The sequence below is a fragment of the Janthinobacterium longum genome, assembly GCF_051380735.1.
In the GTDB taxonomy this organism is placed as follows: domain Bacteria; phylum Pseudomonadota; class Gammaproteobacteria; order Burkholderiales; family Burkholderiaceae_D; genus Janthinobacterium.
Map to the genome: position 1 here is coordinate 1,505,724 of NZ_JBNYXQ010000001.1, position 23,795 is coordinate 1,529,518.

A 23,795-nucleotide genomic window follows, 5' to 3' on the forward strand; every position below is an offset into this window, starting at 1 on the left:
TCAGCGCCGCCACCAGGCAGGCGGCGCCCAGCTGGTGGCCGGCGAAGATCCAGCCGAACAAATCAAAAGCACCATCATGGCCGGCACGGCCGGCAGGCCGGAGTCGCCGCACAGGGAAATGAAATGGGTCTGTATCAGGCCGTTGGTGGACAGGCCGCAGATAAAGAAGGTGGCGAACAGTATCCGGAAGGCACGATGGCCGGCCGCGCTGCGCAGTATCAGGAAAGGCGTGGCAAAGCTTATTTTCGCGGCCGGCGCCATCACCAACGGACTGCCAGGATCGGCGCCATAGGCGCGCAGGCCCATGTCTTGCGGACGGTTGCGCATGCAGAAAACGCCAGCACGCCCGCCACCAGGCCGCGGTGCGTATCGAACCAGCGGTTATCCAACACGGCGCTCAGCACCAGCGCCGACGAGATCTGCTCCACGTCCCAACCGAACTCGCGGCTCAAAGGCTGCAGCAGCGCGCCGCGCCAGCCATTGATATACGGGAAGGGAAAGCATGTGGACCTCATGAAAAGCAGGGCGCCGGGTGGCGGGGCATTTCATGATATATGACGATCATACTTTATAAAATCAAAATAAAAACGCCGCTTCAGGCGCCGCAAGTATGCAGCGGAAACCTGGGGTCAGACCCGGCGGGCGACCCCGGACTTCGGCTGCAACTTGTTTACTTCACCTTCAAGCCATTCTTCACATCCGTCACGCCTTCCACGCTGCGCGCCAGGTCGGCTGCTTTCTGCACTTGCGCTGGCGACGGCACGACGCCGCTCAGCATGACGACGCCGTTGACGGTTTCCACATGCACATCCATCGCTTTGAGCTCGTCATCCTTGACCAGGTCGGCCTTGATCTTGGTGGTAATCACCGTGTCGGCCACCACGTTTTTGGTGGTGCCGGCCGCGTTGCGGGTCACGCAAGCGGCTTTCTCGGCCGCATCCATGGCGTCGCAATTTTCACGCGTTGCCGGTGCGGGATTTTGCGCCACGTTGGTGCCGGCTGCCGCGCCCGTACTGGCGTCGGCCAGGGCTGCGCGCTGCCTGGCCTTGGCGTCGGTCATGCAGCTGGTTTTATCGGCGCCCGTACGGTCGCCGCAGCGCGCCTTGGCCAGCTCATATTCGGCATTGGCCACGTCCTTGCGAACCTTGGCCAGTTCGCGCGGGGTGTTGCGGTGCTGGGCGACGGCGTCCGATTCAGCCTTGGCGCGAGCGACCTTGGCTTCTTCCGTGCAGACTTTTTTTGCATTGCCGGACTGCGCATCGCAAACAGCCTTGGCCTCTTTGTAGGTGGCCGCCGCCTGGTCGGTCAGCGATTTATAAGAGGTATCTTGTGCATGGGCCGGTGCGGTGGCAAGCAGGGCACTGGCGCTGGCGGCCAGCACAAAGGAAAGCAATTTATTCATGATTGAACCTGTCGGTTTGGATTGATGCACAGATTAAACCCCTGTCGCGCGCAAACCTCTGTGCGACAGCGCACGCGCCGTCACGAAGGCCGGGCGGATATCGTTGGGCACGGATTTCATCTTGTCCAGCGCGACCTGCACTTCCGGGCGAATCACCACGTATTTGCTCATCAGGGCCTGCGCGCGCGCATAGTCGCCGGTCGCTTCTATGGTCAGGAATTCACGGTCCAGGTCGATCACGGCCTGCTTGATCTTGCCGAAATCCACGCCGAAGCGGCCGTCGCCCAGGGAAACAAAACCGCCCTTGTCGAGGATGTAGTTGATCTGGATCGCCATGCCGCGCGCATGCGAATCGGTCAGGCCGAAATGCAGCGTGCGGAAACCCGAAGCCAGGAAAGTGTTGTACAACTTGCGTTCGGCCACTTCGCCCTGCCCCAGGGTGTCGTTCAACTGCCCCTTGTCCATCATGTAGCGCAGCGCAAACAGGCCGGTGATGTCGGCCTTGGCTTCTTCGATGGTGGAATAGGTTTCCTTCAGATCCTGGCGCGGCGTGGATGCCTTGCCGTTGACCAGGGTGGCATGCGGGCCCAGGCCGTGCATGATTTCATGCGCGAGGATATGCGTGAAGAAGGAATTGAAGTCAACGTCCTGCTGCGCCTCGGGCGCCAGCACCAGCCTGGAAATCGGCGTCAGGGTGGCCTTGAACTTGGCTTCCTGCACGTTTTTCAGCATCACGCGCTTGGAGCCGCGCGCGCTGATGATGCGCTCGTCGTTCGGCAAATTGTAGGCGGCCGTCTGCACCGCCATATTGCCGTCGCCGGCGCCATACACCTGGTTGACCACCACCATCGGTGCCAGTGCACCCACCTTCGGATTGCGGTATTGCGCGTCCAGCGGCAGATTGTCTTCCAGTTCCTGCATGTGGCTGGCGAAGAAGTTCAGCTTCTGCGTTTCAGCCTGGTCGCGGATATTCACATATGCTTCGAAGGCCGCCTTGTAGCCGAACAATTCATCGTTATACGTTTCATAAGGGCCGATGGTAATGTCGACCGGCGAATCGAGGTCCATCCAGGCAAAGTCGGATGGCAAATAATCGTTGTCGAGGAAAGCCTTCGCACGCAGGGTGAGGAATTTTTTCAAGGACGCATTGTCGGTCGCAGCCGCCGCCTCATCGAGCAGCCTGGCAAGCTTGGTCAGCTCGACCTTGTACTCGTCCGAATACTTGACGGTGGCGTACTGGCCATCCTTGTCGGCGCGTATGGTCGTGAAGAACCATTGCGCCTGCTGCTTGTCCTGTGCGGACAAGCCGTTCATCCAGCTTTCCAGGCTGGCCTTGGTGGCACCCGCTGGATAGAAATTGCCCGCTTCCGGCTTGTGCGCGAGAATCGCGATTCCGGCATAGCTGGCCGGCATAAAGGAGGCGTGGCCGTCGAGCACCGACCAGGGCCCTTTGTTGATCCAGAAATAATTCAGGCGGGCCTGGCCCAGGGTGGACTTGTCCTTCTTCAAGGCCGCCCATAGCGCTTCATTGCCGGACCAGCGCTGGCGCAGCTGCAACACGTCGACCAGCTTGGCCGCTTCGACCAGCCTGGCGATGGCCTGGCGGTCGCCGGCCGACAAGTGAGTGATATCGGCCGTCAGCTCGACCGGCGCATAGCGCGCGCTCATGGCGGACAGTTGCGCGACGGTCGCGGGGGTGTTGGCGGTCGTGGTATTGGTGGCGGCGCAGGCACTGCCGACGGCAACGGCCATCAGCAGCGGGAACAGGATGTGTTTCATGGGACCTCGGCAAGACGTGATGAGGCCCACATTGTATGCGAGCAGCGCTTAAAACTCTTCCCATGCATCATCGGCCGGCGCCTTGGCAGCCAGTTTTTTCGGTGCGGGCCTGGACGCTGGCTTGACCACGGGCCTGGCAACAGCCACGGCCGCCGGACGCGCACGCACCGGTGGCGCTGCCTGCGCTGGCACTTGCGCGTCATCGAGCTTGAAGATGCTGACCACTTGCGACAGGCTGCCCGCCTGCTCTTCCAGCGAGGCGGCGGCCGAGGCCGATTCTTCCACCAGCGCCGCATTCTGCTGCACCACCTGGTCCATCAGGCCGATCGCCTGGTTGACCTGTTCGATGCCGGACGACTGCTCGCGCGTGGCAACGCTGATTTCGCCCATGATATCGGTCACGCGCTTGACGCTGTCGACGATGTCCTGCATGGTGGCGCCCGCTTCATCGACCAGGCGCGCACCGGTGTCGACCCGCTCGACGGAGTCGTCGATCAGCGACTTGATTTCCTTGGCGGCCTGGCTGGAACGCTGCGCCAGGCTGCGCACTTCGGTGGCGACTACTGCAAAGCCGCGGCCCTGTTCGCCCGCGCGCGCTGCTTCCACCGCCGCGTTCAGCGCCAGGATATTGGTCTGGAAGGCGATGCCGTCGATCACGCCGATAATATCGACAATCTTCTTCGACGACTCATTAATGGCGGCCATGGTCTGCACCACTTGCGCCACCACGGCGCCGCCCTTGACGGCCACGCTTGATGCCGACAAGGCCAGCTTGTTGGCTTCGATCGCGTGCTCGGCGTTCTGCTTGACGGTGCCTGTCAATTGTTCCATCGAAGTGGCGGTTTCCTCGATCGAGCCGGCTTGCTGCTCGGTGCGGTTCGACAAGTCCAGGTTGCCTGCCGCGATTTCGCGCGAATTGGTGGCGATGGTTTGCGTGCCGGTGCGCACCTGGCTGACGATCGTGACCAGGCTGTCGCGCATGGCGCGCATGGCGTGCAGCAGGCTGCTGCGGTCATTGGACGTAGTAGCAATATCAACGGCCAGGTTGCCGGCCGCAATTTCGCCGACGATGGCGGCTGCATATTCAGGCTCGCCGCCCAGCTGGCGCAGCAAGCCACCGCTGATGCGCCAGGCCGCCACCATGCCGATCGCAATCGCGCCCAGGCACAGCATCACCATGAAGAAGAAAAAGCTGCGCGCAACCGAAGAAGCACTGTCGGCCTGCTCGCGGCTCATCTTTTCTTCCAGGTCGATCATCTGATTGATGGAAGCGAGCCAGCCGACAAAAGCACCGGCGCCCTGCTGGTGCAGCAAGGCGCTGGCGCCGGCCACGTCATCGGCCAGGCGCAGTTCGATCACCTTGGCAATAATTGGCTGGGCTTTAGCTTCGCTGGCCTTGATGGCAGCGAGCGCCGTGCGTTCGGCTTCGCTCACATTCTTGCCGCTGCCGATAATCTGGTCCAGCGGTGTGGCCGATTGCGCATAACTTGCGGCCAGCGCATCGATGCGAGCCACCTCGGTTTTTGCCGCAGCGATATCGGTCGCCAGCACCACATCGCGCACGGCAATCGCTCGATCATGCACGCTGCCGCGGAAATTGATCGCGTAGCGCTGCTTGACGTTATTGACGTCGCTGATATTGGTCAAAATCGTGTCGATTTTTTGCACACGATTGATGCCGAGCGCCGTCACGATAACGAACAGCAGCAAGACCAAACCGAACCCTGTATAAAGCCGCGTGCTGATTTTAGTACTTTGCATAGCCGTCCATCCATTCATTCGTGAAAGTATCCAGATCACCATCCCGTGATGTTGACATTTGGAAATAAAAGTTAATTTATCATGAATGCGACCAGCCTGCCTGTAGCGGCTCAAAAACGACTGGTTCAATGCGACAACGCTACGGGCCGGCGGCGGCACCACCGCCGGCCACGCTCACGTAAACGGGGAAGTCATTGCGCCGCAGCGACCTTCGCCAGGTCGCCCTGCGGCTGCCAGCCGGCGCCCAGCGAGCGGGCCACGGCCACCGTCGCCAGCAGGCGCTGGGTCTTGATCTGCACAGCGGCGCGGTCGGCTGCCAGCGAGCTGCGCTGGGCATCGGTGACGTCGAGGTAGGTCGACACGCCGCGCTCGTAGCGCGTGCGCGCCACCAGGTAGGCGCGCGCTGCCGCTTCCTGCGACAGCGCCTGGGCATCGCCCTGCAACTGGCGCTGCTCGACGTCCGACAAGGCGTCTTCCACTTCACGCAGCGCCGTCAGCAGTTTTGTTTCATGGTTGGCCAGCGCTTCGTTGTAGCGCGCCTTCGACAGATCGAGGTTGGCCTGGTTGCGGCCACCGTCGAAGATCGGCAGCGACAGCGCCAATGGCCCCACGCTGAACTGGCGCGAGCCGCCCTGCGCCAGGTCGCGCAGCTTTTCCGAGGCATAGCCGAAATTGCCGGTCAGCTGCAGCGAAGGATAGAACGCGCCTTCGGCCACGCCCACTTGCGCATTCAAGGCGCGCAGGCTGGCAACACTGGAGACCAGGTCCGGACGATGCGCCAGCAAGGTGGCCGGCAGGCCGACGGGAATTCCCGGTGGCTGTGGCAAGGCGGCCGGGTCGCTGGCCAATGGCAGTTGCAATGCCGCTGGCGGCTTGCCGGTCAGGATCGCCAGGCTGTTTTCCAGCTGGTTGCGCTGGCGTTTGACTTCATGCAGGTCGGCCTGGGCATTCTGCAGTTCGACCTTGGCACGCGCCAGGTCCAGCTCATTGGTCAGGCCGGCATTGAAGCGCGCGTCGACCAGTTGCAGCGATTCGCGGCGGGTGTCGAGCGCGCCATTCAAAATCGTCATTTCCGCGTCCAGGCCGCGCAACTGCCAGTAGTTGCTGGCCACTTGCGCCGACAGCATCTGCAGCACGCCGTCGCGGTCGGCCTGCGAAGCGAGTACCTGCGCGTCGGCCGCTTCGACCATGCGCTTGACGCGGCCCAGCAGATCGATTTCATACGACAGCGAGCCGCCGACCGAAAAATTATTGCCGCTGATCGAGCGATTACCCAGGGCCAGGCCCTGCGAGGTATTGGCCGAGGTACGCGCGTTCGAAATCCCGGTGCTGAGATTGACGTTCACGCCCTGGTTGGCGCGCGCCGTGCCGCTTTGCGCCAGTGCCTGCAGCAGTCGTTCGCTGGCCGCTTTCACGCTGGGGTTGTCGCGCAAGGCACTTTGTTCCAGTCGGTTCAGGGTGTCGTCGCCGAACACGCTCCACCACTCGGCCGGCAATTGCGCGGCGTCGGCCGTGCCTGAACCATGGCGGAAAGTGGCCGTATCGATGCCGGCCACGTTGGCAGGCGCCTTGAAGTCCTGGCCCACGGTGCCGCAGGCGGCAAGCAGCACGGCCAGCGAGGCAGCGGCGGCGATTTTGGTGATAACTGTATTCATGATGTGTACCTTCTTGTTCTTGAGTGGGCGCAGTCGGTGCAAGCGATCAATGTCCGCCGCCAACGCCACCGGGGGCTTTGAGTTTGTCGGCCAGCCATAGCGGCACGATACAGGCAATCAGGATCATGCCGACCAGGAAAAAGCCGTCGTTATAGGCCATCACATACGCTTCGCGGCGCACGATGCCGTCGATCGCCTGCAGGGCCTGGTTGCCGGCCGTGACCGCATCAAAACCCTTGGCCATGAACGACGACGTCAGCTGGTCGATGCGCAATTGCGTGGCGCTGGAAAACGCATTGATCGATTCGCCCAGGCGCTGCGAGTGAAAGTGTTCGCGCGTGCTCAGCGCCGTGGCCAGCAGCGCGATACCGATCGAGCCGCCCAGGTTGCGCGTCATGTTGAACAGGCTCGAGGCCGACGCCATGTCTTTCGGTGCAATGCCCTTCATGGCGAAGTTCGACAGGGTCAGCATCACGAAGGGCTGGCCCAGCGCGCGCACCACTTGCGACCACAGCAGCTGGTCGTAGCCTGTGGACGCATCCATATAGGCATTCATCAGGCAGGAACCGCCGAACAGCAGCAGGCCGAACGAGCACAGGATGCGGTTGTCGACCACGGATGACAGCTTGGCGACGAAGGGCATGATGAACAGCTGCGGCAAGCCCACCCACATGATGACTTCACCGATCTGCATCGGCGAATAGCCGGCGATCTGGCCCAGGAATAGCGGCAGCAGGAAGGCCGAACCGTACAGGCCCATGCCCGTTACCGCCGACAGCAGGGTCGCGACCAGGAAATTGCGCTGGCTATACAGACCCAGGTTGACGAACGGTTCGGCCCGCGTAGTGCTGGTGACCACCCAGCCCAACAGGCCGACCAAGGCCAGCGCGGCAAAGGTAATGATGAAGACGGAATCGAACCAGTCCTTCGAGTTGCCCTCTTCCAGGAAAATCGTCAGGCAACCGAGGCCCAGCGCCATGAAGAAGATGCCGAGCCAGTCGGCCTTCCAGAACAGTTTCAGGTTGGTTGGCTCGCGGTCCAGGCCGTAGATCATGCCGACGATCAGCAGCACGCCCGGTACCCAGTTGATATAAAAGATCGACGGCCAGCCATACAGCTCGCTCAGATAGCCACCAAGGGTCGGGCCCATGGCCGGCGCCAGGGTGGCGGTCAGGCCGAAAATGGCCATGCCGGTGGCGCGCTTCGACGGCGGCAGCTTGAGCATCACCAGCGTGAACGCCATCGGGATCAGCGCGCCGCCCGTGAAGCCCTGCAGCATGCGGAACACGATCATGCTTTCCAGGTTCCAGGCCGTACCGCACAAGGTGGAAAACAGCAGGAAGAACGAGGTGGTGCCTATCATGTAGCCGCGCAGGCTGAACACGCGCGCCAGCAGCGCGGTGAGCGGAATGACGATGATTTCGGCCACCAGGTAGGCGGTGGAAATCCACGAACCTTCTTCCTGGGTGGCCGACAGCGAGCCCAGGATATCCTTGAGCGAAGAGTTGGTGATCTGGATGTCGAGCACCGCCATGAAGGCACCCAGCATGCCGGCGGCGACCGCCAGCCAGGTGCGCGCGGAGACTTTCTCGTCCGGCACGTGGAAGGCTGGCGGTTTCGCCAGCGTGGTTGTGGGGCTGCTCATGGGAACTTAGCGGGCGGCGCTGGCGGCGGCTGGGTTGGCCGGTGCGTTGGCCGGTGCGTTGGCCGGTGCAGCAGCATGGCGCGCCGGCTGATTGTCAGCCTGGTTGATTTCCACTTCGGCGATCACCGACATGCCCGGCACCAGGCGGCCGTTCATGGCCTTGATGTCCTGCGGCTGGAACACGATCTTGACCGGCACGCGCTGGACGATCTTGGTGAAGTTGCCGGTGGCGTTATCGGCCGGCAGCAGTGCGAACTGCGCGCCCGAAGCTGGTGCGAAGCTGTCCACGGTACCAACCAGATCCTTGCCAGGCATGGCATCGACCGACACATGCACGCTCTGGCCAGGGCGCAGGTCGGCCAGCTGGGTTTCCTTGAAGTTGGCGGTGACCCACACGTTATCCTGCACGATGGCCGTCAGTTGCTGGCCGGGCTGCACGCGCATACCGGTTTCCACGTTGCGCTTGCCGATGCGGCCGGAGACAGGAGCCAGGATGCGGTTGTATTGCAGCTGCTGCTCGGCGTCTTTCAGTTGCACGCGCAGCACGTCGACCTGGGCCTTGGCCACATCGCGCGCAGCTTGCGCAGCACCAATCTGGGCCTTGGCGGCCACCACGCTGTCGCGGCGTGCGGCCAGGTCAGCCACGGCGCTGGAACGAGCCGCATTGGCCGCGTCCAGTTCCGCTTTCGAGACAGCTTTCATCTGGCTGGTGTACAGCTGGCCGTAACGTTCGGCGTCCTGTTTCGTGCGCAGCAGCTGGGCGTCGGCCTGGGCCACCTGGGCTTGCGCACCGCTCGCCTGTGCCTTCACTTGCGCGATCTGCGCGTCGGCCTGCAGCACTTGCTGTTCGGCGCTGGCGATCTGGGCAGCGATCTGTTCGGTTTTTACGCGCTGGTCGAACGGGTCGAGTTCGGCGATCACGTCGCCCTCTTTCACGATCTGGTTGTCATCGATAAAGACCTTGGTGACAACGCCGGCAATGCGCGACGACACCGGATGCACGTGGCCGGCCACATAGGCGTTTTCTGTTTCCACAAAATAGTGGCTGCGGTACCACATGCGGGCGCCGGCGCCCAGCGCAACGAGCACAATCAGGCCGGCAATGATTTTCACGCGATGATTCGGTGCAGCGGGGGCCGCAGCCGGCGCGGGAGCGATACGGGCGGCTACTGGGCCTGCTGGCGGAACGGTGCCGGATTGCTCGGCGGAACTGGACGGGGTGGGCATGCTGCGCTCCAAAATGAAATGATATAGGTTCATTATTGGACAAACAAATCCGCTTGTCAAGAAATGAAACGATTGCATTTCATTTTAATTTGCACTACAGTGTCAGCCATCATTCACCCTCCACGAGACCCAGACCATGTCCGAGCCAGGCCTCAGCGACACCCGCCCCACCGAATCCGCCGACCATGACAATATGGAGCAAGGCTGCTGCGGCAAGAGCGCCGGCCGGCCACGCGCCGCCGACATGGAGGCGCGCGCGGAAAACCTGCTGCATACGGCAGGCCACCTGTTTCTGGACAAGGGATACGGCAAGGTCAGCCTGGAGATGATCGCACGCGAAGCGCATGTGGCCGTGCGCACCATCTATGTGAAGTTTGGCGGCAAGTCCGGCTTGTTCAACGCGGTGGTGGAACAGAAACGCGCGGCGTATTTTTCCTCGATGCCGGCACTGCAGACCGACATGCGACCGCTGACTATCATACTGGCCGACTTTGGCCTGCTGTTCATGCAGCTGGTCACGATGCCGGCGGCGATCCGCTTGAACCGCATGGTGATCGCCGAGGCGGCCAGCCACCCGGAGCTGGCAGAATCGTTCTACAAGGTAGGGCCAGGCCAGACGCGCGAGATGCTGAGCCAATTTTTCAGCCGGCCCGATATCGCGCCGCTGTTCCGGGCCGCCCTGACACCGGATCTGCTGTCCAGGCACCTGATCGATTGCCTGCTGGGCGACCAGCTGTCGCGCCTGCTGTTCCTGCCGCAGACGCAACCGCACGTGGCGCAGTTGCGCCAGCTGGTGGAAGTCAGGCTGGACCTGTTCCTGCGCGCCACCCTGCAGCACCCGCCAGCCTGATCAGGAACGTTTGCAAACCTCTTGCGCCGGTGCGCTGGGCTCGCTCTCCACCCCAAGAGCACTAAGGAAAGGACGCGCCGCCGACCTGCCGTCCAGCTGCAGCACGGCAACCATGCCATCACGCCGCTGCGGACCATAGGGCATCAGGCCAAACGAGGTTTCAAAGCGCTGCGCCAGGAAATAGGTGCGGAAATAATCGTAGGCAAACACCACCTGGCCGTCGGCCTGCAGCAACAAGCCCTTCGCATACAAGGGCGCCAGCCATTGCTCCGCCGGCAAGTCCCAGCCCTTGACGGCGCAATAATCGCTGGCAAAGCGTTCCAGCTCATCTTGCTGCAAGAACAAGGTCCTGGCATCAAACAGCACGAACGCCAGCTCAATCAGGAACTCGCGCGCCGCCTGTGGATCGTCCGGCAGGGTCTGCCGCGACAACGCATGCTTGCCCAGCAAGCCATCGAGGCAGGCGCCATCGCGGGCCAACTGCGGCAACAACGTGGAAAACACATATTCGGCATCGCGTTCGGCCGACTCGTGGCCATTCGGCGTGTACAGCACGGACTGCAAGAACGCCTTGCCGGCCTCGTCGAATTCGCGCAGGGCCACCGTCCATTGCGCGCCAGCCGCCTCGGCATCGTATTCCAGCAAGGCATAGGCCGCGCGTTGCGCCGGGCCGCCATACAGGCTGGCAGGACTGCTCTTGAACAGGATGCCCAGCGACTTCATCAGGGAACTGCTGTCACCCGTATGGTTGTTGCCATGGAAGACGGCATGGATATTCTTGTACAGCGCGCGCTGCTCGGCCGTGGCGTATTCGCCAGCGGAAAAAAAGCTGAAACCCGCGCGTCCAGCGTTGACCGCCGTGCCGCCAGGGAAGCGGCTGCCCGGCACCAGATAAAAACGTGCGCCCGGCAAGCTGGCGGCCTGCAACAAGGGCCGCAGCAGGTATTCATAGACATAGGCGGGCGTGGTACCGGCGCAGGCGTCCGGCGCCACCAGCTCGCCCGTAAAAAAGATCGCATCGATCTGCGTGCCCGCATCGCACAGGGCTGCCAAGTCCTGGAACAGGGCGTGCAGCACCGGCGCGTGGATTTGCTCGTCGGCACGGCGCAGGCGCATGTCGGCGAGATGAAGGGCGGTAAATTTTTTCATCGTTGCACTTCTTTCTCGGCACAGTCTGGCTTGAGCGCAGACGCACAAGGAAAAATCACACCATCTGGCCAGGCAGAGCGAACATCACTTCGGACCTGTATTGTGCCATTTTTCCCTGAAGCAATACTCACCAATTTTCACCGACGGCATATGTGCAAACAAGATCGCGTGTATAGTTGCCTGCTCCCCAATATTTGCAAGCACAAAATAATGTTACTCAATACCATAGGCATTCCTGCCACCCGCCCCGCACCGCATGTGGCGACCCTGCTCGCCTTTCTGGCCACCCTGTCGCTCGCCTGCTGGGTGGGCTATGGCGTCGATCCGCACCTGGCAGACGAAAACCACTTGATGGAAAACATCCAGGCGGTGGCCCTGCTGCTGGCCTGCCTGGTGCATGGCTGGCGCGCCAGCAAGCTCGACAAGAAAAGCGTGGGCTTCATGCTGCACGCCGGCCTGTCGCTGCTGATGTATTCCTTCCTGCTGCGCGAAGTGGTCATCCGCGACTTCGGCGTACCGGGCAACCAGTTCTGGCCCTGGACCGAACATATCCTGCGCGGCATAGGCTGGAGCTGCTGGGTGGTCTACCTGGTGGCATTCGCCTCGCGCATCCGTGGAATCTGGGCCCTGCGCTGGCAACTGCTGGCCACCCCCGTCATTATTACCGCCCTGTGCGGGGCCGTACTGATGGCGTCCGGCTGGCCTTTCGACAAGAAAAAATTCCACGCGCTGTCGGAACAGGATTCGGGCTTTATCGAAGAACTGCTGGAGATGAACGCATATATCATTTTGCTGGTCGGCTCGGCCTCGGCGTCGCTGAGCGAGGTCCGCAAAGAAAACTGAACGGCAATAAAAAACCCGCAATCGCTTGCGGGTTTTTTGCATACACAGCCTTGAAATCAGCGCTTGCGCGGTGGCGGCAAGTCGGTGCACACGCCTTCATAAACTTCCGCCGCCATGCCGATCGATTCACCCAGGGTCGGGTGAGGATGGATGGTCTTGCCGATATCGGTGCCATCGCAGCCCATTTCAATCGCCAGCGCGATCTCGCCTATCATGTCGCCGGCATGCGTGCCGACGATGGTGCCGCCGATAATGCGGTGGGTTTCAGCGTCGAACAACAGTTTCGTGAAACCTTCGGCGCGGCCATTGGCCACGGCGCGGCCCGAAGCGGCCCACGGGAAATGGCCCTTCTCGACCTTGATGCCCTTGGCTTTCGCTTCGTCTTCGGTAATGCCGGCCCATGCCACTTCCGGATCCGTGTAGGCGACCGATGGAATCACCTTGACGTCGAAGTGCGACTTCTGGCCTGCGGCAGCTTCTGCTGCCACGTGGCCTTCGTGCACGGCCTTGTGCGCCAGCATCGGCTGGCCCACCAGGTCGCCGATGGCGAAGATGTTCGGCACATTGGTGCGCATCTGGCTGTCAACTTCGATAAAGCCGCGATCCGTCACGGTCACGCCTGCCTTGTCGGCAGCAATCTTCTTGCCATTCGGGCTGCGGCCCACGGCCACCAGCACCAGGTCGTAGATTTGCGGCGCCGGCGCGGTGGCACCGGCTTCGGCCGCTTCGAACGTGACCTTGATGCCTTCAGGCAGCGCTTCCACTGCGACCGTCTTGGTCTTGGTCATGATGTTGTCGAAGCGCTTCTCGTTGAACTTCTGCCATACCTTGACGGCGTCGCGGTCGGCGCCCTGCATCAGGCCGTCCATCATTTCGACCACATCAATACGCGCACCGAACGTCGAATACACGGTGGCCATTTCAAGGCCGATAATGCCGCCGCCGATGACCAGCATGCGTTTCGGAATCTGGCGCAACTCCAAAGCACCGGTCGAATCGACGATGCGCGGATCTTCGGGCACGAACGGCAGTTTTACTACCGACGAACCGGCGGCGATAATCGCCTGCTTGAACTGCACGACTTTTTTCGTGCCGTCGGCCGCCGTCACTTCAATGTGGTTGGCAGACAGGAACTGGCCCACGCCGGTGATGACTTGGGTCTTGCGTGCCTTGGCCATGCCGGCCAGGCCGCCCGTCATGTTCTTGATCACGCCTTCCTTGTACGCACGCACCTGGTCGATGTCGATGGTCGGCTTGGCGAACGTGACGCCGGTATTGCCCATGTGCGCCGTCTCGTCGATCACGGAAGCGACATGCAGCAGTGCTTTCGACGGGATGCAGCCGACATTCAGGCACACGCCGCCCAGCGTCGCATAACGCTCGACGATAGCAGTGCTGAGGCCCAGGTCGGCCGCGCGGAACGCTGCCGAATAGCCGCCAGGACCGCCGCCCAGCACCATCATGTCGACGCTGATGTCGACCTGGCCGGCATAGCTGCCGGCCGGGATGGCTGCGGCCGCAGGTGCGGGTACTGCCGCTGCCGGAGCGGCAGCCGGTGCAGGAGCCGCTGGCGCAGCAGCAGCCGCACCATCAGTTGCTTCCACCACCAGCAGCGCGCTGCCTTCGGCGATCTTGTCGCCGACCTTGACCTTGACTTCCTTGACCACGCCGGCGTGGGTCGAAGGAATCTCCATGCTGGCCTTGTCCGATTCCACGGTAATCAAGGACTGGTCCACCTTGATGGTGTCGCCGACCTTGACCATCAGCTCGATCACTTCGACTTCCTTGAAGTCGCCGATATTCGGTACTTTTACCTCTACTGTGCTCATAGTCGCTCCTTACAGCAGAATTTTGCGCATGTCGGCCAGCACTTCGCCGAGGTACACCGAGAATCGCGCGCCCATCGCGCCATCGACCACGCGGTGGTCGTACGACAGCGAAGTGCCCATCATCAGGCGTGGCTGGAAGGCCTTGCCATCCCATACCGGCTTGATCGACGCTTTCGACAGGCCCAGGATCGCCACTTCAGGTGCATTGACGATCGGCGTGAAGTGCGTGCCGCCGATGCCGCCCAGCGACGAAATGGTGAAGCTGGCGCCCTGCATGTCGGCCGGTTTCAGCTTGCCTTCGCGTGCCTGCAGCGACAGCTCGGTCATTTCTTTGGCGATCTGCGAGACCGATTTCTGGTCGGCGTTCTTGATCACCGGTACCACCAGGCCATTCGGCGTGTCAGCTGCAAAGCCGATGTTGTAGTACTGCTTGAGGATCAGGTTTTCGCCCTTGGCGTCCAGCGACGAGTTAAACGCCGGGAATTTCTTCAGCGCCGCGACGCAGGCCTTGATGACGAAGGCCAGCATGGTCAGCTTGGCCGCATCCTTGTTCTTCGCATTGGCTGCGTTGGTGTCGACGCGGAACGCTTCCAGATCGGTGACATCGGCTTCGTCGAACTGCGTGACGTGCGGGATCATGACCCAGTTGCGGTGCAGGTTAGGGCCCGAGATTTTCTTGATGCGCGACAGCGGCAGCAGTTCGGTGGCGCCGAACTTGGCAAAATCGAGCGAAGGCCATGGCAGCAGGTCCAGGCCAACGCCCGAACCGCCCTTGGCTGCGACTGGTGCATTTGGCGCGGCAACGGCGCCCGACATCACGCCCTTGACGAAGTTCTGCACGTCTTCCTGGGTGATGCGGCCTTTCGGACCGGATCCGCCAACACGGGCCAGGTCCACGCCCAGTTCGCGCGCAAACTTGCGGATCGATGGCGAGGCGTGCGCCAGCTTGCCGCTGACGGCCGGCGCTGCCGGAGCAGCAGGTGCAGCTGCAGGAGCAGCAGCGGTCGCTGCGGCTGGTGCAGCGGCAGCTTGCGCCGGTGCGGCCGCAGGCGCAGCTGCGGGGGCTGCAGCAGGAGCGGCAGCGCCACCGGTGGTTTCCACCACCAGTACCAGCGAGCCCTTGGCAACCTTGTCGCCAACCTTGACTTTCAATTCTTTCACGACGCCGGCATGGCTCGATGGAATTTCCATGCTGGCCTTGTCCGATTCGACCGTCAGCAAGGACTGGTCCACCTTGATGGTGTCGCCAACCTTGACCATCAGTTCGATGACTTCGACTTCCTTGAAGTCGCCGATATCGGGCACGGTGACATCGACCAGCCCACCAGCGGCCGCTGGCGCGGCGGCCGGCGCAGGCGCGGCGGCGGCAGGGGCAGCAGCAGGCGCAGGTGCGGCTTCGGCAGCCGGTGCAGGAGCAGCAGCGGCAGGCGCCGGCGCCGAGGCGTCGTCCGCCACTTCCAGCAGCAGCACCAGCGAACCTTCGGCGATCTTGTCGCCGACATTGACTTTCACTTCCTTGACGACCCCGGCGTGGCTCGATGGAATTTCCATGCTGGCCTTGTCCGATTCGACCGTGATCAGGGACTGGTCGACCTTGACCGCATCACCTGGCTTGACCATCAGTTCGATAATCTCGACTTCCTTGAAATCGCCGATATCCGGGACTTTGACTTCCACAATGCTCATAGCTTGCTCCGTTATTTTATTTGTCAGATGGACCCGCAGATACGCCAGGGCGGCGCTTGCGCACTGCCCTGGCGTTTGCCGGTCGCTCAACGATTACTGGGTCACCGGATTCGGTTTGTTGGCGTCGATGCCGTACTTGGCAATCGCCTGCTCCACTACCGACACGTCGATCTTGCCTTCGTCAGCCAGCGATTTGAGCGCGGCCACGGTGACATAATAACGGTTCACTTCGAAGAACTCGCGCAGCTTGGCGCGGCTGTCCGAACGACCAAAGCCATCGGTACCGAGCACTTTGTAGGTGCGGCCCTTCGGCATGAAGGCGCGGATCTGTTCTGCAAAGGCGCGCATGTAGTCGGTGGTGGCGACGATCGGGCCATCGGTATCTTGCAACAGCGACGTCACGTACGGCACGCGCTGCTGTTTCGACGGGTTGACCATGTTCCAGCGTTCTGCATCCTGGCCATCGCGGGCTACCAGGGTCAGCGACGGCGCCGACCAGACGTCTGCGGCCACGCCCCAGTCGTTGGCAAGCAGTTCGGCGGCAAAGATCGATTCGCGCAGGATGGTGCCGCAACCGATCAGCTGCACGCGCAACTTGGCGTCCGCCGGGCCTTCCTGCAGCTTGTACATGCCTTTCAGGATGCCTTCTTCCGTGCCTGGTTTCAGGCCTGGCTGGGCGTAGTTCTCGTTCATGATCGTGATGTAGTAGAACACATCTTCCTGGTTGGCGATCATGCGGCGCAGGCCGTCCTGGATGATCACGGCGACTTCATGGCTGAAGGTCGGATCGTAAGGCATGCAGGTCGGGATGGTGGCGGCAAAAATATGGCTGTGGCCATCTTCGTGCTGCAGGCCTTCGCCGTTCAGCGTGGTGCGGCCAGCGGTGCCGCCCATCAGGAAGCCACGGGCGCGCATGTCGGCCGAGGCCCACACCTGGTCGCCGATGCGCTGGAAGCCGAACATCGAGTAGAAGGTGTAGAACGGGATCATGATGCGGTCGTTGGTCGAATACGACGTCGCCGCAGCGATCCACGAGCTCATGCCGCCCGCTTCATTGATGCCCTCTTGCAGGATCTGGCCGGCCTTGTCTTCGCGGTAGTACATCACCTGGTCCTTGTCGACTGGCTCGTACAACTGGCCGCGCGGATTGTAGATGCCGATCTGGCGGAACAGGCCTTCCATGCCGAAAGTGCGCGACTCATCGACCAGGATAGGCACCACGCGCTGGCCCAGCGCCGGGTCTTTCAGCAGCGTGGAGATAACGCGCACGAAAGCTTGCGTGGTCGAGATTTCGCGGCCTTCCGGGGTGGCGTCGAGCACGTTCTTGAACGCGTCCAGGCTTGGTACCGGCAGGGTTTCTTCGGCTTTCTGGCGGCGCGACGGCAGGTAGCCGCCCAGCGCTTTGCGGCGCTCGTGCAGGTAGACCATTTCCGGTGCATCGTCGGCCGGTTTGAAGAACGGAATATCGGCCAGTTGATTGTCCGGAATCGGCAGCGAGAAACGGTCGCGCATTTCCTTGATCGCTTCGTCGTCGAGCTTTTTGGTCTGGTGCGCCGTGTTGCGCGCTTCGCCGGACTTGCCCATGCCGTAGCCCTTGACGGTTTTCACCAGCAGCACGGTAGGCTGGCCCTTGTGTTCCTGGGCGATCTTGAACGCTGCGTAGATCTTGTGCGGATCGTGGCCGCCACGGGTCAGGCGCCAGATGTCGTCGTCGGTCATGTTGGCAACCATTTCCAGCAGCTTCGGATGCTTGCCGAAGAAATGCTTGCGCACGTAGGCGCCGTCCTTGGCCTTGTAGTTCTGGTATTCGCCGTCGACGGTTTCCATCATCACGCGCTGCAGGATGCCTTCCTTGTCTTGCGCCAGCAGGGCATCCCAGCCCGGACCCCAGATGACTTTGACGACGTTCCAGCCGGCGCCACGGAATTCGCCTTCCAGTTCCTGGATGATCTTGGTGTTGCCGCGTACCGGGCCGTCCAGGCGCTGCAGGTTGCAGTTGACCACGATCACCAGGTTATCGAGCATGTCGCGTGCGGCCAGGCCGATCGCGCCCAGCGACTCCGGCTCGTCCATCTCGCCGTCGCCACAGAAAGCCCAAACCTTGCGGTTGTCGGTCTTGGCGATGCCGCGTGCGTGCAGGTATTTCAGGAAGCGCGCCTGGTAGATCGCCATGTGCGGGCCCAGGCCCATCGAAACGGTCGGGAACTGCCAGAAGTCAGGCATCAGTTTCGGGTGAGGGTACGACGACAGGCCCTTGCCATCGACTTCCTTGCGGAAATTCAGCATCTGTTCTTCGCTCAAACGGCCTTCGAGGAAGGCGCGCGCGTACACGCCCGGCGAGGAGTGGCCCTGGATGTACAGCAGGTCGCCGCCGTGGTCGGCGGTCGGCGCGTGCCAGAAGTGATTAAAACCAATACCCAGCATATTGGCCAGCGAAGCGAAGGACGACAGGTGGCCACCGAGGTCGCCATCGGCGCGGTTGGCCTTGACCACCATGGCCATGGCGTTCCAGCGCATCCACGAACGCAGGCGCTCTTCGTACTCGAGGTTGCCGGGGCAGTGTGCTTCTTGTTTGGTGGGGATGGTGTTGACGTAGGCGGTGGTGCTGGAGAAAGGAATCTGGGCGCCGCGGCGGCGGGCCAGGTCGACCATGCGCTCCATCAGGTAGTGTGCGCGTTCCGGGCCTTCATTTTCCAGTACGGCTTCGAGTGCGTCCAGCCACTCCTTGGTTTCCTGCATGTCCGGGTCGGCGGCGATCTGTGTCGTTACCTGGTTCAGTTGATCTGACATCTGTTGAGTCTCCTTTTGTGAGCGCCCCACGCCGATTTTCCGGATCGCTGTCGGACGGTATTTCGCTGATTATTTACTAGTATAGGTCTATAAGTGTGGGGATTCTAACAGTGTATTTTGTATTTTTCAAATTACGATATAACATTTCGCATTATGAAATTTCCCTCGTAGAATATGCTGCAGTGCCGCAAATTCTGAAGAGAAATTAGCGTGATCAAAGTACCAAACACGGTGGCAAAACCACATGCCCTGGTACTCACCGCTCCACGAGCACACCAGCAAAAGTATGAGCGCCCAAGGCGCTCGCACAGGCGCTCCGGGCCAAGCGGGTCCGCGTCTCCGGCCCGCTGTTGTTACGCCCTTCAACCGCCAAAACCGCCCCTTTACCCTGACCGGCTTTATAATCCTGCTTTTCCCTCTCACCTGCCTCCAGCCCCCACCATGCCAGCACAACTGATCGACGGAATCGCCCTCTCCCAAAAACTGCGCAGCGAAATCGCCGCGCGCGCCGCCGCCCTGACCGCCAAAGGCACCCAGCCCGGCCTGGCCGTGATACTGGTCGGCGAAGACCCGGCCAGCCAGGTGTATGTGCGCAACAAGGTCAAGGCCTGCGGCGACGTCGGTTTTCACTCGGTGCTGGAGAAATATGAAGCGGACCTGTCGGAAGAAGATCTGCTGGCGCGCATCGCCAGCCTGAACGCGGACCCGGCCATCCACGGCATCCTGGTGCAAATGCCGCTGCCGAAACATATCAACCCGCACAAGGTGATCGAGGCGATCGCCGCCACCAAGGACGTCGACGGTTACTCGGTGCTGAGCGCCGGCGAAATGCTGACCGGCCTGCCAGGCTTTCGCGCCTGCACGCCATATGGCTGCATGAAACTGATCGAAAGCACCGGTATCGACCTGCGCGGCAAGCATGCGGTGGTGATCGGCCGCAGCAACACGGTCGGCAAACCGATGGCGCTGCTGCTCTTGCAAGCGAACGCCACCGTCACCATCTGCCATAGTGCGACACCGGACCTTGGCCACCACACGCGCAACGCCGACATCGTCGTCGCTGCCGTTGGTCGCCGCAATACCCTGACGGCCGACATGGTGCGCCCTGGCGCCATCGTGATCGACGTGGGCATGAACCGCGACGACAACGGCAAGCTGTGCGGCGACGTGGACTTTGCCGGTGTGCAAGAGATCGCTTCGCATATCACGCCGGTACCGGGTGGTGTCGGCCCGATGACGATTACCATGCTGTTGATGAACACCGTCGAAGCCGCCGAGCGCGTGTAAGACGCGTGTAAAAATCACCGGGCGGCACGACCGCCCTTTTATTGATTATGGAGCTGCCTGATGACTGACAATCCCTTGCTTGATTTTTCCGGCCTGCCGCGCTTCGACGCGATTACGCACGAACATGTCACGCCTGCCATCGACACCCTTCTGGCCCAGGCACGCGCCACCGTGGCGCAACTCGAAGCGCCGATGGAAGAAGTCAGCTGGGATAACTTCGTCACGCCGCTGGACCAGATCGGCGAAACCCTGGGACGCGCCTGGAGCATCGTCAACCACCTCAACAGCGTGATCGACACCCCCGAGCTGCGCGCCGCCTACAATGCGAACCAGCCCAAGGTGACGGAATTCTGGACCGAGCTGGGCCAGAATGAAATCCTGTTCGGTAAATACAAGCAGCTGCAGGCCAGCGCCGCCTTTGCCAGCCTGTCGCCGGCGCGCCGCCGCATCGTCGACAATGCCGTGCGCGACTTCCGCCTCGGTGGTGCCGAACTGCCGGAAGACAAGAAGGAACGCTTCGGCGCCATCCAGGAAGAACATGCGGCTGTCTCGACGCGCTTTTCCGAAAACGTGCTCGACGCCACCAACGACTATAAATTGCTGGTCGAAAACGAAGAAGACCTGGCTGGCTTGCCCGACGACGCCAAGGCCGCCGCGCGCGCCGCCGCCGAAAAAGCCGGCAAGCAGGGCTTTGAATTCTCGCTGCATTTCCCGTCCTACTACCCGATCCTGCAGTTCGCCGACAAGCGCGAGCTGCGCGAAACCATCTACCGCGCCAACGCCACCAAGGCGTCTGACCAGGGCACAGTGTTCAGCAAGAAAGAGGACTGGGACAATACGCAAAATATCGTCACCCTGTTGAAACTGCGCGACGAAGAAGCCAAGCTGCTGGGCTACGCCAATTTTGCCGAAGTGTCGCTGGTATCGAAAATGGCAACCTCGCCCGACCATGTGATCGCCTTTCTGGAAGACTTGGCCAAACGCGCGCGTCCCTACGCCGAGAAGGACCTGGCCGAACTGAAACAATTCGCCGAGGAAGAACTGGGCATCGCCGACCTGCAGGCCTGGGACGTGCCGTATGCGTCCGAAAAACTGCAGGAGCGCCGCTATGCGTTCTCGGCCCAGGAAGTGAAACAGTACTTCCCCGAACACAAGGTGATCGACGGCCTGTTCCGCCAGATCCGGAACCTGTTTGCGGTCGAGATCAAGCCGGACACGGCCAGCGTCTGGCACAAGGATGTGCGCTTCTACCGCATCGAACGCGACGGCAAGCTGATCGGCCAGTTCTACCTGGACCTGTATGCGCGCGCCGGCAAAAGCGGCGGCGCCTGGATGGATGATGCGCGCGGCCGCCGTGCCGACGCCAACCACGTGCAAACGCCGATCGCCTACCTCACCTGCAACTTCACGGAACCGGCCGTGGTCGCTGGCCAAGCCCAGCCTGCCCTGTTCACCCACGATGAAGTGATCACCCTGTTCCACGAATTCGGCCACGGCCTGCACCATATGCTGACCGCCGTCGACGAGTTGGGCGTGTCGGGCATTTCCGGCGTCGAATGGGATGCGGTGGAACTGCCATCGCAATTCATGGAGAACTTCTGCTGGGAATGGGAAGTGCTCGAACATATGACGGCCCATGCCACTACCGGCGAGCCGCTGCCGCGCGCACTGTACGACAAGATGCTGGCGGCAAAAAACTTCCAGTCCGGCCTGCAGACGCTGCGCCAGGTGGAATTTTCCTTGCTCGACATGCACCTGCACTACGACTACGACCCTGCCAGCGGCCAGAGCGTGCAGCAGCTGATCGACAGCGTGCGTGCCAAATTCGCGCTGATTATCCCGCCCTCGTTCAACCGCTTTCAGAACTCGTTCGGCCATATCTTCGCCGGCGGATATGCGGCCGGCTACTACAGCTACAAATGGGCCGAGGTGCTGTCTGCCGACGCGTATGGCGCTTTCGAGGAAGCGAAAGCGCTGGGACCGGAGGCATCTGCGGCAACCGGCAAGCGCTATCTGGAAGAGATTCTGTCGGTCGGCGGTTCGCGCCCGGCGCTGGTATCGTTTACGGCCTTCCGTGGCCGCGAGCCTTCGATCGACGCCCTGCTGCGCCATAGCGGCATGGCAGCGTGAACAGTGGCATGACGCGCGTCGACTTTCATACCAATGTGCCGGACAAGCTGGCCTACGCCTGCCGTCTGGCACGCAAGGCCTATATGGCCGGCAACCAGATCGTCGTGCTGGCAGGTAACATCGCCCAGCTCGACGCCATCAACGCGGCCATGTGGACTCTGTCGCCGACCGACTTCGTGCCGCACGTGCTGGCCGGCGACCCGTTGGCCGCGCAAACGCCCATCATACTGACCGACAGCGAAGACGTGGAGCTGCCGCACCACGATATCCTGGTCAATGTGTCGCAACTGCCGCCCGCCAGCTACGCGCAATTCCAGCGCGTGTTCGAGATCGTCTCGATCGACGAGCAGGACGCCCAGGCCGGGCGCCAGCGCTTTTTGCACTACCGCAAGCTCAATCTGCAACCGACGCACTTCGTGGCAGGCAAGTCATGAGTGACAATATGAACCCGCAACCATTCGACCAGAGCATTCCGCTGCTGACGGAAGTGCTGTCAGGGCCGCAAGCCCTGCATCAAACGACGGCCGAGCCGGAAATAGCGCCACCCGCCAGAATCGCCGAGCCGGCTCCGTTCCTGGGCCCCGTCACCGTGCAGCCCGACTGGGACGCCATCGAAGCGCGCCTGACCCAGCGCATCCTGCATCAGGTGCAGGGCAAGATTGACCATCTGCTGGAAGAGCGCATAGGCCACGTGCTGCAAACGGCGCTGCAAAACGCGCTGATCGGCATGCGCGGCGCATTGCGCGAAGACCTGCAGCAGTCGCTGGAGCAGATCGTGGCGCATGCGGTGAGCCATGAACTTGGGCACCTGCATCCGCCGGCATAGTAAGGGCATCACTGCTGGCAACAATACCTGGCTGTGTTATTCTTTTGGTAAATCAATCAGGAGGGCGCCATGGTCAGCATTTCTTCGACGGCAAGCACGCTGCGACAAGTTTATGCCTCAACAACGGAGGCAAACGACACACGCGCGCAGAAAACGGCGGGTGCCACTGCAGCAGGCGCGGTGGCCGATAACACGACCATCTCCACCCTGGCCGGGCGTTTGTCGGCAGCGGCCGAGCATACCAGCACGCGGCTGCAGGGGCTGGACCACCAGGCCTTGCAAGACCAGCTGATCGCCGACGACAGAAAAGTCTTCTACGAGCTCGATGCGGCGCACAAGAGTGCCGCCGCACAGCAGGTGCCGCAGCCGGAAGACAAGGCATCGGCAAGCTCGGCCACCGCCGCAACCGACTTTGTCAACGGCAAAAAGACCAATCCGTTTGCCGGCCTGTCACGCGAGCAGTTGTCGACCATTTCGCACGACGAAAGCGGCACGTTTACCATCAACGAACGGCGCGCCGCAGCCACCCAGGCCTACCGTGAGGAGGAGGCCTGGCGCCAGCAGGTAGTCAGCCAGGCCATGCAGGAATATAACAGCACGGGCAAGATGACCAAATTCTTTGGCTCGGTGCTCGATCATTTCAATGCCCTGCCGCCGCTGGAGCAGGCCACCTATCCTGAAAATTACGCCAGCGACCTGCAGGACAAGATCAAACTGGACTTCAATTACTACAATCATTCAGCTGGCGACGCCGGCCCGACGCCAGGGTCGATTGCCGACATCACCAACAACAACCTGTTTCCCGCAAAGCTGGACCTGTTCGAGCTGCTGGGCGTGAAGCTGAAGGACTGGACAAGTCAGGGCGGATCGTAAATCGGCGGCCACCTCGCCCTACCTGATTCCCCTTGCAAACGCCACTGTTTGGTGCGCTCGCGC

The 23,795-nt window shown here is 61.8% G+C and carries 17 protein-coding genes and 1 pseudogene; 7 read left to right on the forward strand and 11 right to left on the reverse strand.

Translation table 11 applies throughout. From position 1 onward, the window contains the following. Window positions 1-51 precede the first annotated feature (51 nt). The 7 genes and pseudogenes from ACQ4WM_RS06840 to ACQ4WM_RS06870 form a co-directional block, all read right to left on the reverse strand. A pseudogene (locus ACQ4WM_RS06840) lies at window positions 52-479 on the reverse strand (hypothetical protein); the annotation flags it as partial. A 191-nt stretch (window positions 480-670) separates the two neighbouring features. Then, window positions 671-1,402: a BON domain-containing protein gene (locus tag ACQ4WM_RS06845; RefSeq protein WP_436545914.1), complete on the reverse strand. Its 732-nt coding sequence runs from the start codon at window positions 1,400-1,402 to the stop codon at window positions 671-673. A 33-nt stretch (window positions 1,403-1,435) separates the two neighbouring features. After that, a complete protein-coding gene (locus ACQ4WM_RS06850; RefSeq protein ID WP_436545915.1) occupies window positions 1,436-3,181 on the reverse strand; it encodes a dipeptidyl-peptidase 3 family protein in 1,746 nt (581 codons plus the stop codon). A gap of 48 nt (window positions 3,182-3,229) precedes the next feature. After that, window positions 3,230-4,942, reverse strand: coding sequence for a methyl-accepting chemotaxis protein (locus tag ACQ4WM_RS06855; protein WP_436545916.1), 1,713 nt, complete (start codon window positions 4,940-4,942; stop codon window positions 3,230-3,232). 191 nt (window positions 4,943-5,133) lie between these two features. Next, window positions 5,134-6,597, reverse strand: a complete 1,464-nt coding sequence (locus ACQ4WM_RS06860; RefSeq protein WP_436545917.1) for an efflux transporter outer membrane subunit — start codon at window positions 6,595-6,597, stop codon at window positions 5,134-5,136. 46 nt (window positions 6,598-6,643) lie between these two features. After that, window positions 6,644-8,242, reverse strand: coding sequence for a DHA2 family efflux MFS transporter permease subunit (locus tag ACQ4WM_RS06865; RefSeq protein WP_436545918.1), 1,599 nt, complete (start codon window positions 8,240-8,242; stop codon window positions 6,644-6,646). Between the two features lie 6 nt (window positions 8,243-8,248). Then, window positions 8,249-9,469 carry an HlyD family secretion protein gene (locus ACQ4WM_RS06870; protein WP_436545919.1) on the reverse strand — a complete coding sequence of 407 codons (1,221 nt, stop codon included), beginning with the start codon at window positions 9,467-9,469 and terminating at the stop codon, window positions 8,249-8,251. 136 nt (window positions 9,470-9,605) lie between these two features. Between ACQ4WM_RS06870 and ACQ4WM_RS06875 the strand changes: the two genes are divergently transcribed. Next, window positions 9,606-10,319 (forward strand): TetR/AcrR family transcriptional regulator, encoded by a 714-nt coding sequence (locus ACQ4WM_RS06875; protein ID WP_436545920.1) that lies wholly within the window; start codon window positions 9,606-9,608, stop codon window positions 10,317-10,319. Here the strand turns inward: ACQ4WM_RS06875 and ACQ4WM_RS06880 are convergent, their stop codons facing one another. Further along, window positions 10,320-11,468, reverse strand: coding sequence for an STAND family AAA ATPase (locus tag ACQ4WM_RS06880; protein WP_436545921.1), 1,149 nt, complete (start codon window positions 11,466-11,468; stop codon window positions 10,320-10,322). A gap of 210 nt (window positions 11,469-11,678) precedes the next feature. On the opposite strand from ACQ4WM_RS06880, the gene ACQ4WM_RS06885 reads away from it, so the two are divergent. Beyond that, window positions 11,679-12,311 carry a hypothetical protein gene (locus tag ACQ4WM_RS06885; protein WP_436545922.1) on the forward strand — a complete coding sequence of 211 codons (633 nt, stop codon included), beginning with the start codon at window positions 11,679-11,681 and terminating at the stop codon, window positions 12,309-12,311. Between the two features lie 56 nt (window positions 12,312-12,367). Here the strand turns inward: ACQ4WM_RS06885 and lpdA are convergent, their stop codons facing one another. The 3 genes from lpdA to aceE form a co-directional block, all read right to left on the reverse strand. Then, complete coding sequence (gene lpdA, locus ACQ4WM_RS06890; protein ID WP_436545923.1) at window positions 12,368-14,140, reverse strand: dihydrolipoyl dehydrogenase; 1,773 nt, start codon at window positions 14,138-14,140, stop codon at window positions 12,368-12,370. A 9-nt stretch (window positions 14,141-14,149) separates the two neighbouring features. Beyond that, entirely contained in the window at window positions 14,150-15,826 is a 1,677-nt protein-coding gene (gene aceF / locus ACQ4WM_RS06895) for a dihydrolipoyllysine-residue acetyltransferase (protein ID WP_436545924.1), read from the reverse strand. 93 nt (window positions 15,827-15,919) lie between these two features. Then, on the reverse strand, window positions 15,920-18,616 hold the full coding sequence (gene aceE / locus ACQ4WM_RS06900; protein ID WP_436545925.1) for a pyruvate dehydrogenase (acetyl-transferring), homodimeric type: 2,697 nt from the start codon (window positions 18,614-18,616) through the stop codon (window positions 15,920-15,922). 441 nt (window positions 18,617-19,057) lie between these two features. Here aceE and folD point away from each other — a divergent pair, with 441 nt between their 5' ends. The 5 genes from folD to ACQ4WM_RS06925 all read left to right on the forward strand — a co-directional run bounded on the left by folD (window position 19,058) and on the right by ACQ4WM_RS06925 (window position 23,732). Beyond that, entirely contained in the window at window positions 19,058-19,903 is an 846-nt protein-coding gene (gene folD, locus ACQ4WM_RS06905; RefSeq protein ID WP_436545926.1) for a bifunctional methylenetetrahydrofolate dehydrogenase/methenyltetrahydrofolate cyclohydrolase FolD, read from the forward strand. A gap of 60 nt (window positions 19,904-19,963) precedes the next feature. Further along, window positions 19,964-22,033 carry a M3 family metallopeptidase gene (locus tag ACQ4WM_RS06910; protein ID WP_436545927.1) on the forward strand — a complete coding sequence of 690 codons (2,070 nt, stop codon included), beginning with the start codon at window positions 19,964-19,966 and terminating at the stop codon, window positions 22,031-22,033. Window positions 22,034-22,041: 8 nt separating this feature from the next. Continuing rightward, a complete protein-coding gene (locus ACQ4WM_RS06915; protein ID WP_436545928.1) occupies window positions 22,042-22,467 on the forward strand; it encodes a DNA polymerase III subunit chi in 426 nt (141 codons plus the stop codon). After that, window positions 22,464-22,859 carry a DUF2486 family protein gene (locus tag ACQ4WM_RS06920; protein ID WP_436545929.1) on the forward strand — a complete coding sequence of 132 codons (396 nt, stop codon included), beginning with the start codon at window positions 22,464-22,466 and terminating at the stop codon, window positions 22,857-22,859. Before ACQ4WM_RS06915 ends, ACQ4WM_RS06920 begins: the two co-directional genes overlap by 4 nt. Window positions 22,860-23,039: 180 nt before the next feature. Next, the gene (locus tag ACQ4WM_RS06925; protein ID WP_436545930.1) at window positions 23,040-23,732 is read left to right on the forward strand and encodes a hypothetical protein; all 693 of its coding nucleotides are present in this window, start codon (window positions 23,040-23,042) and stop codon (window positions 23,730-23,732) included. Window positions 23,733-23,795: the final 63 nt, after the last annotated feature.

What these genes read in the sequence shown, in the direction of transcription:
- ACQ4WM_RS06845 (WP_436545914.1), bottom strand. Translation starts at nt 1,402, where the DNA reads ATGAATAAATTGCTTTCCTTTGTGCTGGCCGCCAGCGCCAGTGCCCTG.
- ACQ4WM_RS06850 (WP_436545915.1), bottom strand. Translation starts at nt 3,181, where the DNA reads ATGAAACACATCCTGTTCCCGCTGCTGATGGCCGTTGCCGTCGGCAGT.
- ACQ4WM_RS06855 (WP_436545916.1), bottom strand. Translation starts at nt 4,942, where the DNA reads ATGCAAAGTACTAAAATCAGCACGCGGCTTTATACAGGGTTCGGTTTG.
- ACQ4WM_RS06860 (WP_436545917.1), bottom strand. Translation starts at nt 6,597, where the DNA reads ATGAATACAGTTATCACCAAAATCGCCGCCGCTGCCTCGCTGGCCGTG.
- ACQ4WM_RS06865 (WP_436545918.1), bottom strand. Translation starts at nt 8,242, where the DNA reads ATGAGCAGCCCCACAACCACGCTGGCGAAACCGCCAGCCTTCCACGTG.
- ACQ4WM_RS06870 (WP_436545919.1), bottom strand. Translation starts at nt 9,469, where the DNA reads ATGCCCACCCCGTCCAGTTCCGCCGAGCAATCCGGCACCGTTCCGCCA.
- ACQ4WM_RS06875 (WP_436545920.1), top strand. Translation starts at nt 9,606, where the DNA reads ATGTCCGAGCCAGGCCTCAGCGACACCCGCCCCACCGAATCCGCCGAC.
- ACQ4WM_RS06880 (WP_436545921.1), bottom strand. Translation starts at nt 11,468, where the DNA reads ATGAAAAAATTTACCGCCCTTCATCTCGCCGACATGCGCCTGCGCCGT.
- ACQ4WM_RS06885 (WP_436545922.1), top strand. Translation starts at nt 11,679, where the DNA reads ATGTTACTCAATACCATAGGCATTCCTGCCACCCGCCCCGCACCGCAT.
- lpdA (WP_436545923.1), bottom strand. Translation starts at nt 14,140, where the DNA reads ATGAGCACAGTAGAGGTAAAAGTACCGAATATCGGCGACTTCAAGGAA.
- aceF (WP_436545924.1), bottom strand. Translation starts at nt 15,826, where the DNA reads ATGAGCATTGTGGAAGTCAAAGTCCCGGATATCGGCGATTTCAAGGAA.
- aceE (WP_436545925.1), bottom strand. Translation starts at nt 18,616, where the DNA reads ATGTCAGATCAACTGAACCAGGTAACGACACAGATCGCCGCCGACCCG.
- folD (WP_436545926.1), top strand. Translation starts at nt 19,058, where the DNA reads ATGCCAGCACAACTGATCGACGGAATCGCCCTCTCCCAAAAACTGCGC.
- ACQ4WM_RS06910 (WP_436545927.1), top strand. Translation starts at nt 19,964, where the DNA reads ATGACTGACAATCCCTTGCTTGATTTTTCCGGCCTGCCGCGCTTCGAC.
- ACQ4WM_RS06915 (WP_436545928.1), top strand. Translation starts at nt 22,042, where the DNA reads ATGACGCGCGTCGACTTTCATACCAATGTGCCGGACAAGCTGGCCTAC.
- ACQ4WM_RS06920 (WP_436545929.1), top strand. Translation starts at nt 22,464, where the DNA reads ATGAGTGACAATATGAACCCGCAACCATTCGACCAGAGCATTCCGCTG.